Origin of the sequence: Sphaerisporangium krabiense, assembly GCF_014200435.1 — a bacterium.
In the GTDB taxonomy this organism is placed as follows: domain Bacteria; phylum Actinomycetota; class Actinomycetes; order Streptosporangiales; family Streptosporangiaceae; genus Sphaerisporangium; species Sphaerisporangium krabiense.
Genome location: NZ_JACHBR010000002.1, coordinates 241,833 through 258,463, shown reverse-complemented (window position 1 = coordinate 258,463; position 16,631 = coordinate 241,833). Strand labels below are relative to the sequence as shown.

13 protein-coding genes are annotated in these 16,631 nt (G+C 73.0%); 4 read left to right on the top strand and 9 right to left on the bottom strand.

Going from position 1 to position 16,631, the window contains the following annotated elements; translation table 11 throughout:
- Positions 1-278 precede the first annotated feature (278 nt).
- A complete protein-coding gene (locus BJ981_RS29235; RefSeq protein ID WP_184616649.1) occupies positions 279-3,218 on the top strand; it encodes a lantibiotic dehydratase in 2,940 nt (979 codons plus the stop codon).
- 186 nt (positions 3,219-3,404) lie between these two features.
- The gene (locus BJ981_RS29230; protein WP_184616648.1) at positions 3,405-3,830 is read left to right on the top strand and encodes a hypothetical protein; all 426 of its coding nucleotides are present in this window, start codon (positions 3,405-3,407) and stop codon (positions 3,828-3,830) included.
- 24 nt (positions 3,831-3,854) lie between these two features.
- Here the strand turns inward: BJ981_RS29230 and BJ981_RS29225 are convergent, their stop codons facing one another.
- The 4 genes from BJ981_RS29225 to BJ981_RS29210 all read right to left on the bottom strand — a co-directional run bounded on the left by BJ981_RS29225 (position 3,855) and on the right by BJ981_RS29210 (position 8,087).
- Positions 3,855-4,958: a CapA family protein gene (locus BJ981_RS29225; RefSeq protein WP_239139569.1), complete on the bottom strand. Its 1,104-nt coding sequence runs from the start codon at positions 4,956-4,958 to the stop codon at positions 3,855-3,857.
- Positions 4,959-5,008: 50 nt separating this feature from the next.
- Positions 5,009-5,551 (bottom strand): RNA 2'-phosphotransferase, encoded by a 543-nt coding sequence (locus BJ981_RS29220; protein ID WP_184616646.1) that lies wholly within the window; start codon positions 5,549-5,551, stop codon positions 5,009-5,011.
- A gap of 294 nt (positions 5,552-5,845) precedes the next feature.
- The gene (locus tag BJ981_RS29215; protein ID WP_184616645.1) at positions 5,846-6,274 is read right to left on the bottom strand and encodes an enediyne antibiotic chromoprotein; all 429 of its coding nucleotides are present in this window, start codon (positions 6,272-6,274) and stop codon (positions 5,846-5,848) included.
- 292 nt (positions 6,275-6,566) lie between these two features.
- Positions 6,567-8,087 (bottom strand): golvesin C-terminal-like domain-containing protein, encoded by a 1,521-nt coding sequence (locus BJ981_RS29210; RefSeq protein ID WP_184616644.1) that lies wholly within the window; start codon positions 8,085-8,087, stop codon positions 6,567-6,569.
- A 183-nt stretch (positions 8,088-8,270) separates the two neighbouring features.
- Between BJ981_RS29210 and BJ981_RS29205 the strand changes: the two genes are divergently transcribed.
- Positions 8,271-10,307 carry a family 10 glycosylhydrolase gene (locus BJ981_RS29205; protein WP_184616643.1) on the top strand — a complete coding sequence of 679 codons (2,037 nt, stop codon included), beginning with the start codon at positions 8,271-8,273 and terminating at the stop codon, positions 10,305-10,307.
- A 53-nt stretch (positions 10,308-10,360) separates the two neighbouring features.
- Here the strand turns inward: BJ981_RS29205 and BJ981_RS29200 are convergent, their stop codons facing one another.
- Both BJ981_RS29200 and BJ981_RS29195 read right to left on the bottom strand, forming a co-directional pair.
- Positions 10,361-11,833, bottom strand: a complete 1,473-nt coding sequence (locus BJ981_RS29200) for an APC family permease (RefSeq protein ID WP_204070554.1) — start codon at positions 11,831-11,833, stop codon at positions 10,361-10,363.
- A 47-nt stretch (positions 11,834-11,880) separates the two neighbouring features.
- Positions 11,881-12,552 (bottom strand): GOLPH3/VPS74 family protein, encoded by a 672-nt coding sequence (locus BJ981_RS29195; protein ID WP_275422326.1) that lies wholly within the window; start codon positions 12,550-12,552, stop codon positions 11,881-11,883.
- Between the two features lie 473 nt (positions 12,553-13,025).
- Here BJ981_RS29195 and ybiA point away from each other — a divergent pair, with 473 nt between their 5' ends.
- Positions 13,026-13,586: a riboflavin biosynthesis intermediates N-glycosidase gene (gene ybiA, locus BJ981_RS29190; RefSeq protein WP_239139570.1), complete on the top strand. Its 561-nt coding sequence runs from the start codon at positions 13,026-13,028 to the stop codon at positions 13,584-13,586.
- A 33-nt stretch (positions 13,587-13,619) separates the two neighbouring features.
- Here the strand turns inward: ybiA and BJ981_RS29185 are convergent, their stop codons facing one another.
- The 3 genes from BJ981_RS29185 to BJ981_RS29175 all read right to left on the bottom strand — a co-directional run bounded on the left by BJ981_RS29185 (position 13,620) and on the right by BJ981_RS29175 (position 15,994).
- The gene (locus tag BJ981_RS29185) at positions 13,620-14,879 is read right to left on the bottom strand and encodes an acetyl-CoA hydrolase/transferase family protein (protein WP_184616640.1); all 1,260 of its coding nucleotides are present in this window, start codon (positions 14,877-14,879) and stop codon (positions 13,620-13,622) included.
- A gap of 90 nt (positions 14,880-14,969) precedes the next feature.
- On the bottom strand, positions 14,970-15,263 hold the full coding sequence (locus BJ981_RS29180) for a hypothetical protein (RefSeq protein ID WP_184616639.1): 294 nt from the start codon (positions 15,261-15,263) through the stop codon (positions 14,970-14,972).
- Between the two features lie 29 nt (positions 15,264-15,292).
- The gene (locus tag BJ981_RS29175) at positions 15,293-15,994 is read right to left on the bottom strand and encodes a protein phosphatase 2C domain-containing protein (RefSeq protein WP_239139567.1); all 702 of its coding nucleotides are present in this window, start codon (positions 15,992-15,994) and stop codon (positions 15,293-15,295) included.
- Between the last annotated feature and the right edge of the window lie 637 nt (positions 15,995-16,631).

Here is a 16,631-nt window from a genome sequence, read left to right as displayed (position 1 = left end):
TCCTTGTGTTCCGGCGGTTCGTTGCCTTCGTGCCGGTCGTCGGCGTGTCCGGGGTTCTCTCGCCGTATCTTCGCAGGTGGGCCTGGTGGTTCACGCATTCCGTCCGCTGGTTGGCAGGAAGCGGATATCGTCCGGCAACTTGCTGACCCGTCTTCGCCTGGTTCGCGATGGGTGGGTCGCACAGAGTTTTCAGTGCGACCCGGTACCGCAGGATGAAAAGGCGGAGAAATGGCGATTCCCACCACGTCGGGCACCCCACACGTCCGGGGAGCGGCACGATGAGCTGGCTTCTCCACGACCACCTCGTGGTGCGCACGACGGGATTTCCGTACGAGGCGCTGGAGGAGGTGCGGCTGCCGGACACCGCCGCCGGCGTGGACGCCGTGCTGGCCGCCGAGCATGCTGCGGAGAAGCACCGCGAGCATCTGCTGCGTGAGGCGTTCCCCGAGGCCGTGCGCGCGGCCCGCGAGGGGGACCCGGCGGCCGGGCGGCTGCTCAGCAAGCAGCGCGCGGCGGTGGGCCGGCGCGTCCCCGCACCCCGGCCCGAGTCCGCCCCCGGCGCGGAGCTGGCGGCCGCGCTGCTGGAGTGGAACCGCCTGCTCGCGGAGGCCGCCGAGCTGGCCGCGCGCGCGTCGGCCGCCCACGAGGGCGAGCTGGAGCGGTGTTCCGCGCGCCTGAAGGCCCGAGCGGCTGACCCTCTGCTGCGGGACGCCGTGCTTCTGCTCAGCCCGGCCTTCCACGAGGGCCTGCGCAAGTACGCCGTGTCGCCGTCCGGCCCGAACCGGGAGAACCGCCAGATCGAGCGCAGGCTGGTCACCTATTTGCAGCGGCTGGCCGCCAAGAACGAGACCAACAGCCATTTCGGCCCCGTCAACTACGGCACGCTCAACCCGGACCTGCCGGCGGCGGCCCGCGTCGAGCGCGACCCGTCGGCCGTGACCCGCACCGTCTTCGCCTCCGCCCGCCTGGCGGAGGCCATCTCCGACGGCGTGCGCGCCGACCCGCGGATGCGCGGCCACCTGCGTCCCCGCCCCTCCCTCGCGCACCGGTTCACCGGCGACGGCGCCGTCAACGAGATCACCGGCGCCTCGACCGCCCTGGACCCGCTGGACGCCCGCCTGATCGCCCTGTCCGAGACGGGCCTGACGGTACGCGAACTCGCCCGCGAACTGTCCCGCGAAACCACCGAGACGCGGCCCCCGGCCCCGGAAGCCCAGGACACACAGCTAGCGGAGCCGGAAACCGAGCGCACGCGGGTCCCGCAGGCGGAGTCCGAGCCGACACGGGGCCCGCAAGGGGACGCCGAGCGGACGCGGGCCACGGAGCCGGAGGGTGGGCGGACGCCGGGCGGGTGGGCGCGTGGTGTCGTGGAGGATGTCGTGGGGCGGGTGGAGGGGCTGGTGCGGCGGCGGCTGCTGACGTATGCGCCGCTCGTGGCACCGGATACGGCTCGTCCGCTCGACGCGGTGATCGCGTGGCTGGACGCCCTTCCGGCTCAGGATCCCGGCCGGGGCGGGGACGAGGCGGTGCGCGAGTGGCAGGCGACCGCTGCCGAGCTGGCGTCCCTGGTCGAGGCGTGTGGCGCGGATTCGCGTGCCGATGGGGTGGCCGCCGCGCGCAAGCTGGAGGAGCGCTACGAGGCGCTCACCGGTGAGGCCGCGCGGCGCGGCGCGGGGCGCATGTACGTGGACAGGACGCTGGTCTTCGAGGAGTGCCGGGGCGACCTGAACCGCTTCGAGCTGGGCGAGCCGGTGACCCGGCGGGTGGGGGACGGGCTCGTCCCGGTGCTGGAGCTGTGGAGGACGGCCGCGCTGCTGCGCCGCCACGACCAGCAGGCCCGCGCCCGCCGCGTCCTCGACGCCGTGGCCCCGGAGGGTGAGGTCTCGCTGCTGGCGTACCTGCGCGCGGCGACCACCGGGCACGGCGCCGACCGGCACGACGGCGCCCCCGGCGCGGACCGGCGCAACAGTGCCCCCGGCGCGGACCGGAACGGTGCCCCCGGTGCTGACCGGCACGGCGCTCCCGGCGCAGATCCGCACGGCGCTCCCGGCGCAGATCCGCACGGCGCTCCCGGCGCAGATCCGCACGGCGCTCCCGGCGCAGATCCGCACGGCGCTCCCGGCGCGGACCCGCACGGCCCTCCCGGCGCGGGCGGCGATGCCTCCGTGGGTGGTGCCGGCGGTGCGGGTACGGTGCTCGCGCGGTTCGAGGGGCTGGTGCGGGGGCTGTTGGAGGGACGCGAGGGCGAGTCGCATGTGGAGCTGCGGGCGGAGGAGGTCATGGCCCTGGCGGCGCGGGCGCGGGAGATGCTCGCGGACGTGCCGGTGCCGGGCGCGGACCATCCCGCGTTCACCTCGGTGGACCTGCTCATCGCGGCGCGCGACGAGCGGGCGCTGGCCGAGGGGGACTTCCAGATCGTGGTGGGCGAGGGTCACGCGCCCGCGCTGCTGTCGGTGTTCCCGACCGATCACTTCCGCCGCGAGGAGGGCGGGCCGGACCGTATCGCCGCGCTGATGGAGAAGGTGTTCGCCGACGCGGGCGTGCGGGTGGCCCAGGTGCTGATCGGGCGCGGCACGAAGATCTTCCCGTACCGGGTGGCCGACACGCTGGTCGAGCTGCGCCCGCACCTGCCCGCGGCGGGTGGCGCGGTGCCGGCGTCCGCCCTGCGGGTGCGCCGCGACGGCGCGGGCGTGGCCCTGTGGGACGAGGACGGCCCCCTGCTGCTGCATCCCCAGCTCAAGCGCGCCCCCGGGTTCGACCCGCTGGCGGCGTTCACGTTGCCCGCGGTCGAGGACCACCCGTTCACGCTGCCGGGGCACACGCCTCGACTGACCGTGGGGGGCGTCGTCTACCAGCGGGAGCGGTGGCAGGAGCCGGGCCTGCCGTGGGAGGCGGATCTCTCGGGGTGGTCGCTGGTCAGGGCGGCGCGCGCGTGGCGTGCCCGCGCGGGGATGCCGGAGCAGGTGTACTACCGCACTCCCGAGGAGCCGAAGCCGCTGCTGCTGGACTTCGCGAGCCGTCACCTGATCGAGGTGTTCCACCGGCACGTGGCCCGCACCGCCGGTCCTGTGACCATCACCGAGATGCTGCCCTCCCCCGAGGGCGTCTGGCTCCCGGCCCCGGACGGCCGCCACACCTTCGAGCTGCGCGCCTTCGCCATCCACCCCGGCGGCGCGACCGCCCCCGGCTGGCGCCTCCACCGAGGCTCTCCCTCCTGATCCAGGCCCTCCAGACGACCTCGCCCGCCCCGTACCGGCCCGCTCTCCCGAACCCGGGGGCCCGCTCCCGTCCGCTCGCCCTCCCGAATCCGGGCGCCTGCCCCCGTCCGCTCGCCCTCCGGGGCGACACGGCGGTGTCGTCAAGCCGTCTTGACGTCAGGATGGCTTGACGCGCATACTCGGGCCATGGTCACTCCCGAAGATCTCGAGAAGCGGTTCACGCTCGTCACCGCCACCGCCCGCTACGACCACCTGCGCGCCCGCGAGGCGCTCTCCACCCCCGCCGGAGAGGACGACCTCCCGGTCCCCGACGCCCCTCCGCCCCTCACCCGCGGGGAGGCCCTGGAGGTGCTCGCCCTCGGCGAGGTGATCGCCAGGAAGGCCGGGTACGGCCGCCAGCTCGCCGTCCGGGCCGCCCGGGCGGCGGGCGCCTCCTGGTCGCAGATCGGCGCCGCCCTCGGCACCAGCAAGCAGGCCGCCTGGGAGGCGCACACCCGGTGGATCGACGACCAGGCCGAGCGCCACCGGCGCGACGGCTACTCGGGCATGGGCGACGACGACACGGCCGCCGCCCGCGTCCTGGCCGGCGGCCTCGACGAGGAACCGGCTTGAGCGGCCCGGCTTCCGGCACGGCGATCACCAGCGCAGGACCAGATCGCCGCCCTCCGTCTCGATCCGCGGCGCCGCCGACCCGGTCTCCTCGCCGAGCTCGCGGCTGATCTCTTCCAGGACCTGGCGCAGCCACGCGCGGTCCTGCTCCCCGGCCCGTTCCAGGCGCATCCGGCGGGCGGCGAGGGGGACGAGGCGCAGTCCGGTCAGCCGGCCGGACGCCGGGTCGACCGAGGCCAGGTACACGAGGCGCAGGTCGTCGCGGAACCGCTCGTACCCGGGGATGCCCTCGTAGTCGTCGATGAGGTCGCCGCAGCCGTACAGCACGAGCTTGCCCTGGTACACCTCCAACGGCCGGGGGTGGTGGGAGGAGTGGCCGTGCACGATGTCGGCCCCGCCGTCGATCAGCATGTGCGCGAAGCGGATCCGGCACGCCGGGACGTGGTACCCCCAGTTCGACCCCCAGTGCAGGGAGACCACCGCGATGTCGCCGGGCCGCTTGGCCCGCCGCACGCGGGCGGTGATCTCGGCCGCGGTGGCCTCCGACAGGTCGGGGAGCAGGTTGACGCCGGAGCGCTCGGAGGTGGCCGCCCAGTCCGCGGGGACGCCGCTGGACTCGGTGCCGGCGGCGTACACGAGCACCCTGCCCCCGCCCGCGGGGACGATCGCGGGCCGCCGCGCCGCCCGTTCGTCGCGCCCGGCGCCCGCCACGGACAGGCCCGCGCCGGCGAGGGCGCCGAGCGTCTCCTCGAGGCCGTGGCGGCCGAAGTCGAGCACGTGGTTGTTGGCGAGCACGCAGACGTCCGGCCAGGCCGCCGCCAGGCAGGGCAGGTTGGCGGGGTGCATCCGATAGTGGATGACCTTGCCGGGCGAGTACTCGCCGCCGCTCGTCACGCTGGTCTCCAGGTTGACCACCCGCACGGCGGCCTCGCGCAGCACCCGCAGGGCGTCGCCCCACGGCCAGGTGAACGGCACGGGACGGGAGATCTCGCCGTTCACGGCCTCGGCGAGGCCGACGTAGTCGCGGGCGTCGCGGACGGACGGCTCGCGGAGGGCGGGATCGCCGGGGTGCGGCAGGATCTGGTCGACGCCCCTGCCGAGCATGACGTCACCGCAGAGGGCCACGGTCACGGCATCGGCGTCACACCTTCCCATGCTAGAACCGCGGGAGGGAGGGCGGCTCAGCCGGGGAAGCGGATGAAGCCGGGCGGCACGTGGGCGACCAGCCACACGCCGTTGGCGCTGACCCGGAACTCGTGCCCCGCCGCGCGCATCGCCCCGGCGTCGACGCTGAGGATCACCGGCGTGCCCCGCCTGGCCCCGACGCGGGCGGCGGTCTCGCGGTCGGGCGACAGGTGGACGTCGTGGCGGCTCATCGCCCGGAGTCCTTCAGCGCGGATGGCCGCGACGTTGCGGGCGACGGTGCCGTGGTAGAGGTACGGGGGCGGGGCGGCGGGCGGGAGGGCGAGGTCCACGGGCACCGAGTGGCCCTGGCTCGCGCGGATGCGCTCCCCCGCGATCTCGTACCGCCGCTTGTCGTTCTCGGCGACCACCCGCTCCAGCTCGTCCCGCGTGATCGGGAAGCCGTGGGCGGCGGCGGCCTCCAGCAGCGTGCCGACGGGCACCCAGCCCTGGGCGTCCAGCTCGACGCCGATGCGGCCGGGCGAGTGCCGCAGGTGTCTGGACAGGTATTTGGAAACCTTCACCAAACGCCGCTCGTCCATGCCCGTCTCCCTTGACAAGAGGCCCAAGCGGCTATTCACAGCCCATTGTCCGGCACCGTGAAATTCACGATTCACCAGGGGCTCGGCCCCTCAGGCTAAGATCATCCACCTCCATCATAACCGCTCGGATTCACCGGCGCATTCCATTTTCCGGCCGTACGGCGCCGCCCCGGAACATGACGAGGCCGCGCCGGGCCGTGCCGTTCCCCGCCACGATGGGGACGGCACGACCGGCGCGGCCGGTCTCGCCACGCGGGCTCACCCGCGAATCGGGTTACCTTGCCCGCACGCGGGTCAGTTGAAGGAGAGCGACACCTCGCCGAGAACGAGGTTGTTGTTGCCGGCGCCCAGGTAGCAGGCGTCGACCGCACAGTCGGCGGTGCCGACGGTGGTGCCCTCGTAGGTCTTGCCCTCGAAGGTCTTGCGCACCGTCACCGGGAAGGTCGCGGCACCGCTCGCGTCCGTGGTGAACGAAGCACCGCTGCTCTCGTCACAGGCCAGGACGCCGGCCGCCAGGTGCGCGCACTCGGCGATGCTGTAGGTCTCGTTCGCCGCGGCGCCGGAGACCGACACCGTGACGACGGAACCGTCGCTCAGCCCCGTGTTCGGCGTCGCGGAGAAGGACGGCGCCGCGGCCTGGGCCCCGGGCGCCATCGCGGCGGCCACACCGAACGCCAGGGCGGCGCCGACACCGAGCTTCGCGAGGATTCCAGCCTTCTTCATTTCCGTCTCCCTTATTCGGCGGGGTTGGTCAATGACTTGCAATACAAACTATGAGTCATCGCGAGAGTCCGGCCTAGTGGGTTCGGATTCATCATGTTGTCAGGCGAACGGCAACTAATTGTCAACCACAGGGTGGCGAGACCGATACGAATGGTGTATGTGCTACTCGGGGTACCGGCACGGTCACGGAATGGGGAACCGGCGGCGGCTCGTATTGGGCCGGGGCCCAAAAGAGGCACGGCCCACGCGTTCGGCGTGGGCCGTGCCGTATTCGAGGGTGCGCGGGGCGCGGTCAGACCCGCGAGATCCGCACCGCGTCGGCGATGAGCAGGCCGGTGCCCGCGGTCCACCGGCTCACGGCGACCACGTCACGGTCGCCGGCGGCGAGGGCGAAGGTGCCGAGGGTCCGCCATGTCCCGCCTCCGGTCCGCTGGTCGACGTAGACGGTCTGGTTGCCGCCCGAGGCCGCGACGATGTACGGCGCGGAGCTGTTGTAGCCGGGGTCTGCGGGGTACCAGACCTCGACGCGGTAGTCGCCCGCGCTGGGGATGGCGGCCTTGTACCAGGCGGGGTCGCTGGCCGCGACGGGGCCGGCGAAGCGGTAGTCGGCGCCCTGGCGCTGGGGCGAGTAGCTGGAGGTGCCCCAGTTCGCACTGGCGGTGAACCGCCCCGCGGTGGTGTTGTCGACGGTCGTCGACCAGGAGGGGGTGCCGCCGCCGGTCACGTACCGCATGTACGTGGTCCAGTTCCAGTACGTGCCGGGGTCGGTGTGGGTGGCGCCGGGGACCTCGGAGTGCCCGATGATGTGGGCGCGGTCCTTGGGGATCCCGTACTTGTCGCAGATGTAGCGGGTCAGCGCCGCCGAGCCCCGGTACATCGCGTCGGTGTACCAGGAGGCGTCGGTGACGTAGCCCTCGTGCTCGATGCCGATGGACCGGGTGTTGTAGCCCCAGTTCCCGGCGTGCCAGGCGACGTCCTTGTCGCGCACCATCTGGGTGACGGCGCCGTCGGAGGAGCGGACCACGTAGTGCGCCGAGACCTGCGCGCTCGGGTTCTGGAACCACGAGATCGTGCCCGCGTACGAGCCCTGGGTGATGTGGATGACGACCCGGTCGATCGCGTAGCTCGACGGACGGCTGGACGCGGTGTAGTTGCCGGAACTGGCCGCGACCCAGCTCCCGTTGGGGTAGTCGGGGGCGGCGGCCGCCGCGTTGAGGTCGAGCGCGCGGGCGTGGTCGCCGCGGTCGGCGGTGACCTCCCGCGGGGCCACGGTCACGCCGGCGGCCTTGATCCCGCGGCCGAGGAACTCGTAGACGGTGTCGGCGTACAGCCGGGCGACCGCGGGGGTCGAGGCGCCGGAGTACGCGGCCACGGCCGGGTACCAGCGCCCGAGGTCCTGGCGCGCCGCGGCGTCGAGGCCGGCCTGGTCGGCGTGGGCGCGCAGGACGGCGGCGCCGCCGAGGACGTTGGCCGCGGTGTCGGCGCGCAGGGTGGCGGCGGGCAGGCCGGTGAGCTCCGCCGCGCGTTCGAGGGTGTGGGTGGTGGGGTTGCTGACGAGGTGCATGACGCCGTATCCGCCGTCGGCGCTCGGCTCGCCGCCGTGGCCGTCGAGGTGGGTCTCGGAGTAGGCGAGGGCGACGAGCAGGTCGCGGGGCACCTCGTGGGCGGCGGCGGCGCGCGCGAACGCGTCCGCCAGGGGAACGGGGGCGGCGGCGTGCGCCGGGCTGACGGCGAGGACGAGGAGGGAGCAGGCGAGGAGGGCGGTGAGCAGGCGGCCGGCCGCCGTGATCGCCCGGGGGTGGGGGGATGTCATGAGAACTCCTCAGTGGAGGGGCCGACGGCTGCACAGTAGAAAATCTTCGGGGCAATGTCGATGATTGACATTACTTTTCACCTGCACGAAGATTTCCGGCCACCCGACCGTCGGTCAAGATCAACCTGACCGACACACTGAAGACTATTGCGCCCTCCGCGATAGGCGCTGAAGATAATCTCCGTGACCCCCCACCCAGCGAGCCGCCCCCGGCGGCCCGCCGCAGCCCCCGCCCACCGGCGCCTCGCCCGCGCCGCCGCGACGGCGCTCACCCTGGTGCTCATCAGCGCCCTCACCCCGGCCGCCGCGAACGCCGCCCCCGTCCCCCCGGCCGCCGCCACGACGTCCGCCTGCGCCACCGACCCCGCGACGCCCAAGCGCGGGCTACGGGCGATGTGGGTGGCGAGCGTCGCCAACATCGACTGGCCGAGCCGCCCCGGGCTCGGCGTGGCGGCCCAGCAGGCCGAGTTCCGCGCCGTGCTCGACCTCGCCGTCCGCGACCGCATGAACGCCGTCGTCGTGCAGGTCAGGCCGACCGCCGACGCGTTCTGGCCCTCCCGCTACGAGCCGTGGTCGGAGTGGCTGACCGGCACCCAGGGCGCCGACCCCGGCTACGACCCGCTGGCCTTCATGGTCGCCGAGGCCCACGCCCGCGACCTGGAGTTCCACGCCTGGTTCAACCCGTACCGCATCGCCAATCACACCGACCCGGCCCGCCTGGCGGCCGACCACCCCGCACGGCGCAATCCCGGCTGGCGCTTCGCCTACGGCGGCAAGATGTACTACAACCCCGGCATCCCCGCCGTGCGGAGCTTCATCGAGAACGCCGTCATGGACGCCGTGACCCGCTACGACATCGACGCCGTCCACCTCGACGACTACTTCTACCCGTATCCGGTCAGCGGCGAGACCATCCCCGACCAGGCCACCTTCGAGCAGTACGGCGGCGGCCACGCCGACATCGGCGACTGGCGGCGCGACAACGTCGACCTGCTGGTCCGCGAGCTGGGCGGCCGCGTCCACCAGGCCAAGCCGTGGGTGCGGTTCGGCGTGAGCCCGTTCGGCATCTGGCGCAACTCCGCCACCGACCCGCTCGGCTCGCGCACCTCCGGCCTGCAGTCCTACGACGCCATCTACGCCGACACCCGGCTGTGGGTACGGCAGGGCTGGATCGACTACATCGCGCCGCAGATCTACTGGCACATCGGCTTCCCCGCCGCGGACTACGCCGTCCTCGCCGCCTGGTGGTCGGAGACCGTGCGCGGCACCGCGGTCCAGCTCTACGCCGGCCAGGCCGCCTACCGCGCCGGCGCCTCCGGGCAGGACCCGGCCTGGCAGCAGCCGGCCGAGCTCACGAACCACCTGCTGGAGAACCGCAAGCACCCGGAGATCCTCGGCGACGTGTACTTCAGCGCCAAGGACGTCCGCGCCGACCGCATCGGCGCGATGAGCCGCGTCGTGACCGACCACTACTCCAAGCCCGCGCTGGCGCCCGCGTACGGCACGGCGTCCGCGCCCCCGGCGCCGACGGTCACCTCGGCGTCGCGCGTCTCGGGCGGCGTCGCGCTGGCGTGGCGTCCCGGCTCCACGGCCACGGCCTCCTACGCCGTCTACCGGGTGGACGGCTCCCCCGGCGCGGACCCGTGCCGGTTCGCCGACGCCCGGCACCTGCTCGCCACCACCCGCGCGGCCTCGTTCACCGACACCACCGCCTCGGCCGCCGGGACCTACACCTACTACGTCTCGGCCCTGGACCGCACCCACCACGAGAGCGCGCCCAGCCCCGGCCGTACGGTGAGCGGGACCGGCGCCCCGTTCAGCGTGGTCGTGGACAACGCCGACCCGGGCTTCACCGCGAGCGCCGCCTGGGGCACCTCGGCGTACTCCTCCCAGCGGTACGGCGCGGACTACCGGTTCGCGAGCCCGGTCGCGGCGAGCGACCCGGCGTGGTTCCGCGTGACGGTGCCGGAGGCGGGCTCCTACCGGGTCGAGGCGCGGTACCCGGCCGACCCCGGCTACAACTCCGCCACGCCGTACGTCGTGGCCACGGCCTCGGGCAACCAGGTCGTCGCCGTCGACCAGCGCTCCGGCGGCGGCCAGTGGCGCGACCTCGGCGTCTTCCCGCTCGCGGCGGGCGCGCGGGACGTGGTCGGCGTCAGCCGCTGGACGTCCACGACCGGCTACGTCGTCGCGGACGCGGTGCGCGTCACCAAGGTGTGACGCGCACCGCGGCTCCGGTCAGGGCTTCGGCGGCGTGCGGGGGACCGTCTCGGTCATCTGCCCTCCCCGATCGCCGCCCGGGCCCCCAGCCCTATATGGGCGTAGACGTCCGGCCTTCTGGCGCGCAGGGCCAGCCCCCACAGGACGCCGAGCGCGATGGCGACCACGTAGGCGCCGGGCAGGATCCAGCGCAGCGGCGAGGACGGCTCGACGCCGAGCACGACGTCGAAGTTGGTCAGCGCGAGTCCGAGCACGACGAACAGCAGCACCGCGGCGGCCGCGGGCGCGACCTTGGTGCGCCAGGCGTTCTCCGTGCCCGGCGTCCTGGCGAAGAACAGCAGCACCGCCACCGACGTGCCCGCGAGCAGCAGCAGCACCCCGAAACCGCCGAACGCGCCGCTGGTGAACAGCAGGTCGACCAGCGGGTCCAGCCCCGCGAACGCGTAGACGGCGATCACGGCCAGCCCGACGACGCTCTGCGTCACCGAGCCGATCAACGGCGCCCCGGTGCGCACGGAGGTGCGCCCGAACACGGCGGGCAGCACCCTCTCCCTGCCGAGGGCGAAGACGTACCGGGCGATCGTGTTGTGGAAGGCGATGAGCGCCGCCACGATGCTCGTCACGAACAGCGCCGACCCGGCGGTGGCCACGGCCGGCCCCAGGTGCCGCCCGGCCAGGTCGAAGAGCAGGGCGGTGCCCTGGCTCTTGGACGCCTCGACCACCTGGTCCGGCCCCACCGACACGCTCACCGCCCAGGACGAGACCGCGTAGAGCCCCGCGATGACGGCGAGCGCGACGTAGGTGGCGACCGGCACCGTACGCCGCGCGTCCTTGCTCTCCTCTGAGAACACCACCGAGGACTCGAAGCCGGAGAAGGCCGCGACGCAGACCGCGATCAGCGCGCCGAGGCCCGGCATGAACAGGCTGGAGGGGGTGAGGCCCTCGGCGGAGTAGCCGGACGCGGCGGGGTGGGTCAGGTTGGCGATGTCGAACACGACGACGATGGCGATCTCCGCGATCAGCAGCACCGCCAGCACCCTGCCGTTCAGGTCCACCCGCGTCAGCCCGAGCGCGCCGGTCAGCGCCCAGGCGACCAGTGCCACGACCCACCAGTCGAGGCTGACGCCGAACCAGTCGACGAGCAGCGGGTCGGCCGCCGAGGCGATCAGGCCGTAGAGGCCGACCTGCAACGCGTTGTAGGCCAGCAGCGCGACCCACGCGGTGGCCACGCCGAGCGGGCGGCCGAGCCCCTGGGCGGTGTAGGCGTAGAACGCGCCCGCGTTGACGACGTGGCGGGCCATGGTCACGTAGCCGACGGCGAACACGGCGAGGATCGCGCCGAGCACGAGGAACGCCAGCGGCACCCCGGTCACGCCGGTCACCGCGTAGGCGGTGCCGACCACTCCCGCGACGACGGTCAGCGGCGCCGCCGCCGAGATGACGAAGAAGACCACCGACGGCACGCCGAGGCGATCTTTGGCCAGCGCCGCCGCGACGGCGCCGGTTCTCTGCTCTGTCAGGGACAACCGGGGCTCCTTCTGGCAAGGGGGAAGGGAGGAGGCCGGAAGGCAGGTCACCGGCGGCTGATGACGGCGTCTCCGACGGCGGCCTCCGTCTGCGCGAGCAGTTCCTGGAGCGGGGCCGCTAGCCCGGCCGCGGACTGCGCCAGGTACGCCGCGTTGTGCTCCCACAGCACATGCCTGCCGACGCCCGTCGCGACCAGCAGGCCGAGCAGGACACGGTCCTGGGTGTTCAGGGATTCCCGGCGCCGCACCGCCAGGTTGAGCCGTCCGACCGGCCACGCCGCCTGGTTGGCGTCGACCGGCAGGTACCGGGAGGACAGCCGCATCCGCTGCGGGCGCAGCAGGGCGGCGGCGGTCATCCGGGTCGCGACGTCGGCGTGGGCCGTCCGGGCGATGAACTGCAGCCAGGTGCGGAAGCGGTGGGACGGCTCGGCCACGATGTGGTCGAGGACGGCGCGGGTGACCATGTCCTGCCCGTGCTCGGGGTGCCCCGCGCCGGCGCCCGCACCCGGATGGGGCGGGCCGGCCGGGAGGAGCCGGGTCTCGCCCTCGACCTTGTGCACGGCGATCCGTCCGGCGAGCATCAGCTCGCCCAGCAGCGCCGCGGCGAGACCGAGGCCGGTCAACCGGGCGTGCAGTCGCATTCGACCGGTTATGTCGTAATGCATCCCAAAGAACAGATCATCGGCCAACCGGAGACCGGGAAGAGCGACTTCAGCCACGATGGGGGATCTTATAGGTGTTTTGTCAAGGCTGTCATTACACGAATCATATTCGTGGTTCAACCGGGACCCTACGCCGCCGCGGACTTCTGAATAGGGACACGCCTCGCGGGGCGGTCGGTGCGGCCCGGATTTCCCAGCTCAGACCCGGGCCGCCGCACCGCGCCGCCGGGCCGTGGGAGCGCGCCCAGGCCAGAGCCGGGAGCCCGCCCACCCGGGCAGTACCGCCATTTCGGATGTCACATCCAAAGAAAGTGGGCCGACCATTTCACCGCCGCCATGGGAATCCCTGACTCCCTGCAATAACGTCCCCGTATTCGGTTCCCGTTCCGAACGACATTCTCTTCCCGTCCACGCCTCCTCAATAGCCGTTTCCGGACCCGCCCGAGAACCCCGCACAATCCCCTGCGGCAGGCAGCCAATAAGCGATGGTGTCCCCCATCCGGACATGTCACCCTGGGACGGTGCCCACGATCCATGATCACCCGTACTCGGTCGCCGAGGCCGTCACCGCCGAGCGTTCCGGCAGGCGCCCGCGCTACCTGTACTTCTGGGGACACCGCCCACGGCGCGACGGCCGGATCGGCCCCGGCGTCCTGAGCCAGTGGTGGCCGGTCGACTTCACCGAGGACGGGCGCCTGTACCGGTCCGCGGAGCACTACATGATGGCCCACAAGGCGTGGCTGTCCGGTGACGACGAGACCGCGTCCGCGATCCTCGCCGCCGGGCACCCCGGCGAGGCCAAGGCCCTCGGCCGCGCCGTCCGCGGCTTCTCCGAGGAGACGTGGGCGGCGCACCGGTTCGCCATCGTGGTCCGGGGCAACGTCGCCAAGTTCGGCGCGCGCCCCGAGCTCAGGGAGTTCCTGCTCGGCACGCGCGACCACGTCCTCGTCGAGGCCAGCCCCCACGACCGCGTCTGGGGCATCGGCCTGACGGCCTCCGACGAACGCGCCGCCTCGGCCGCGGACTGGCAGGGCCTGAACCTGCTCGGCTTCGCCCTGATGAAGGCCAGGGACGTCCTCGCGGACGCCTAGCCGGAGGCGACGGCGCGTCCGGGGGCCCCGTCGTCAGCGCAGCAGGCCCGCGTGGCGGGCCTCGTGGCGCAGGCGGTCCCGGTGGCCGGGGTGGGCGATCCCGATGAGCGCGGCCGCCCGCTCGGCCATCGTCCGGCCGCGCAGCTCGGCGACGCCGTACTCGGTGACGACGTTGTCCACCGTGTTCTTCAGCGTGGTGACGACGCTGCCCGGGGTGAGCCGGAGGTTGATGCGGCTCCTCCCGTCGCCGGTCGTCGCGTGCAGGACCAGGAAACCCTGGCCGCCCTCGGAGTACATGGCGCCGCGCGCGAAGTCGCTCTGCCCGCCGGACCCCGACCAGTAGCGTCCCGCGATCGTCTCGCTGGCGGCCTGTCCCAGCAGGTCGACCTCGCTGGTGGCGTTGACCGACACCGTGCCGGGCTCGCGCGCGACCGTCCTCGGGCTGTTCACCCAGGCCGCCGGCATCATCGCGACGGCGCCGTTGTGGTCCAGCCAGTCGTACAGGCGGCGGGTGCCGATCGCGAACGTCGCGACGTGCTTGTTGCGGAAGTGGCGCTTGCGCGCCCCGGTGACCACGCCCTTCTCGACCAGCTCCATGATGCCGTCGGACAGCACCTCGGTGTGCACGCCGAGGTCGCGGTGGCCCGACAGGGCGGCGGGCAGCGCGCTCGGCACGCGGCCGACGCCGATCTGCAGGCACGCGCCGTCCGGGACGCGCCCGGCGATGTGGGCGGCGATCGCCGTGTCCCGCTCGTCCGGCCGCGTGCGCTCCAGCTCGGGCAGCGGCGCCTCCGAGTGGCACCAGCCGGCGACGTCGGCGAGCTTGATCTGGTTCTCTCCGGAGGTGTACGGCATGTTGGGGTTCACCTCGACGAAGAACGGGATGTCGCCGATGAACGAGGCGGTGTAGTCGGCGTTGGTGCCCATGCTCACGTACCCGTGCCGGTCGGGAGGGCTGACGGACGCGAGCGCCAGCGTGCACTTCGTCGTGGCGCGCATGAGCATCGCCGCCTCGCTGAAGTGCGCCGGCACCAGGTCGCAGCCACCGTCCCAGTACGCCCGCCGGGAGCCTGGCCCGAGGAAGTAGTCCACGTGCCGCAGCCGGTCCCCGAACTCGCCGCGGATGTAGGCGCGCTCGCGGCGGGGGTCCATCCGGTGGATCCGCACCCCGTCCAGGCGGCCGGCGTGCGCCTCCAGCGTGTCGAGCAGCGTGACCGGCTCGCCCGCGGCGTTCGGGACGATCAGGTCGGCGCCCGGGGGGATGTGGGCGAGCACGTCCTCAGGAGCGCCCATCGTGATCCTTTCGACGTCGTGGAGCCCGTCACGCGAGTCCTACCCCGACCCGGCGTATCCGGACATCCGTTCCGGGGAGGGCCGCCGGGATCAGCCGTCGTCGCCCCGGGTCCAGGTCTTCCAGCCCGCGGACGGGTCGGCCGCCCGTTCCGAGGCCTCCTTGAACTGTTCGGCCTTGCGGACGCAGTCCGGGCACACGGGCTTGCGCACGGCCCTGGCCAGGGCCTCGGGGGACGGCTCGCGCATCGAGCCGAGCACCGTCATCCCCGGGGGCAGCCCGGTCTCGGGATCGACGGGGAACAGGGTGACCGTCTCCGGGTCGTAGGCGAACCCGCGCTTGCACGCGTAGCACGCGCCGATCGTGGTGGGCGGCTTGTCCGTCATGAGTCGTCTGACCTCCCTCACCCGGCACGCTACTCCCGGAACGACACCCACGCCGCCGTCGCGTCATCGTGAGGCTTCCCCGGGCGCGGGACGGCGGTCTTCCGTTCCTCCTCCCGCACCAGGGATATCAGCCGGGCGGGGCCCTGCTCCTCGGCGACGCGGCGCAGCGTCTCCCAGGAATGCCCGAACCATTCCACAAGGCGCGTCACGCCATCGGTGAGCAGCAGCGCCCCGTCGAGGTCCGACGCCGCGACCGACCCGGACAGCGCCTCACGCGCGGCGCCCGGATCGGTGGAGGCGACCCAGAACCCGCCCGGCCGGTTGCGCATCGACCGGACCAGTTCGAAGCTGTACGGACGGCCGCCGGGCAGGTGTTCCGTCCTGTCGTCGTGGACCACCTCGACGCCGCCGTCCGCGCGCGCCAGCACCACCGGCGAATCGCAGAGCACCAGATAGTCGGCGCTCTCCCCATGCCGGCGGAGCATCACGACGGTGGACGACGGCGAATCGGGATTCGCCAGGTCGCACGTGTCGACGTGCGCCTTCATCGTCGCGCCGATCGCCTCCCCGAGGATGTCCGGCAGGCTCGCGCCGCGGTCGAGCACGAGGCCGCGGGCCAGGGCGGCGGCCAGCCGCGCCACGAGCCACGGCACGTCGTGGACGCAGCCGGATTCCACGCCCGCGGGCGCGGTCGCGCCGTCGAGGACCACGACCCAGTCGGGACCCGCCATGACGAAATCCTCATTACGGCGCCCGGGAGTTCCCGGCGCCGTGGCGTACGCGACCCTCATCAAGTCCCCCGTCACAATTGGAAAGCATCCGCGACCGCGGCCTTCGCGCGAGCACCGCCCATTCTCCCCGTGACCGGCCGCGACGGATCAATCCAATTCCTCGGGGTAATCGGATTGTCGCCGATCGTGATGTCACTGAGCACGCCCGCGCGTCGTGCCGGTCGGCACGCCGGAACCGGCCCGCGCGGGCCCGGTCCCGGCCTCGCGGGCGGCCTCGCGCCCTATGAAGCGCAGGTAACCGCCAAGATATCGTCCCGTGACCGATTAACGACCCGATCGCGTCCTGCGCGAGGAGGATCCGGGCTAAGGTGTGCTGCTTGTCTTTACGGCACCAAACCCGGCCACCACGGAGACCAACGATGGCGTACCAGAACGGCCCCCGCCAATCCCCCTACGACGTTTCCCAGCAAAACCAGTCCCCGTACGGTGAGCCATCCCAGAGTGAGTCCCCGTACACCCGGCCCTCCCCCGGCCAATCCCCATACGGCCAGTCCGCGGACAACCAGTCCCCCTACGGCCAGCCGTCCGAGAACCCTTACGGTCAGCCGTCCGAGAGCCCTTATGGGCAGCCGTCCGC

What these genes read in the sequence shown, in the direction of transcription:
- BJ981_RS29235 (WP_184616649.1), top strand. Translation starts at nt 279, where the DNA reads ATGAGCTGGCTTCTCCACGACCACCTCGTGGTGCGCACGACGGGATTT.
- BJ981_RS29230 (WP_184616648.1), top strand. Translation starts at nt 3,405, where the DNA reads ATGGTCACTCCCGAAGATCTCGAGAAGCGGTTCACGCTCGTCACCGCC.
- BJ981_RS29220 (WP_184616646.1), bottom strand. Translation starts at nt 5,551, where the DNA reads ATGGACGAGCGGCGTTTGGTGAAGGTTTCCAAATACCTGTCCAGACAC.
- BJ981_RS29215 (WP_184616645.1), bottom strand. Translation starts at nt 6,274, where the DNA reads ATGAAGAAGGCTGGAATCCTCGCGAAGCTCGGTGTCGGCGCCGCCCTG.
- BJ981_RS29210 (WP_184616644.1), bottom strand. Translation starts at nt 8,087, where the DNA reads ATGACATCCCCCCACCCCCGGGCGATCACGGCGGCCGGCCGCCTGCTC.
- BJ981_RS29185 (WP_184616640.1), bottom strand. Translation starts at nt 14,879, where the DNA reads ATGGGCGCTCCTGAGGACGTGCTCGCCCACATCCCCCCGGGCGCCGAC.
- BJ981_RS29180 (WP_184616639.1), bottom strand. Translation starts at nt 15,263, where the DNA reads ATGACGGACAAGCCGCCCACCACGATCGGCGCGTGCTACGCGTGCAAG.
- BJ981_RS29175 (WP_239139567.1), bottom strand. Translation starts at nt 15,994, where the DNA reads ATGGCGGGTCCCGACTGGGTCGTGGTCCTCGACGGCGCGACCGCGCCC.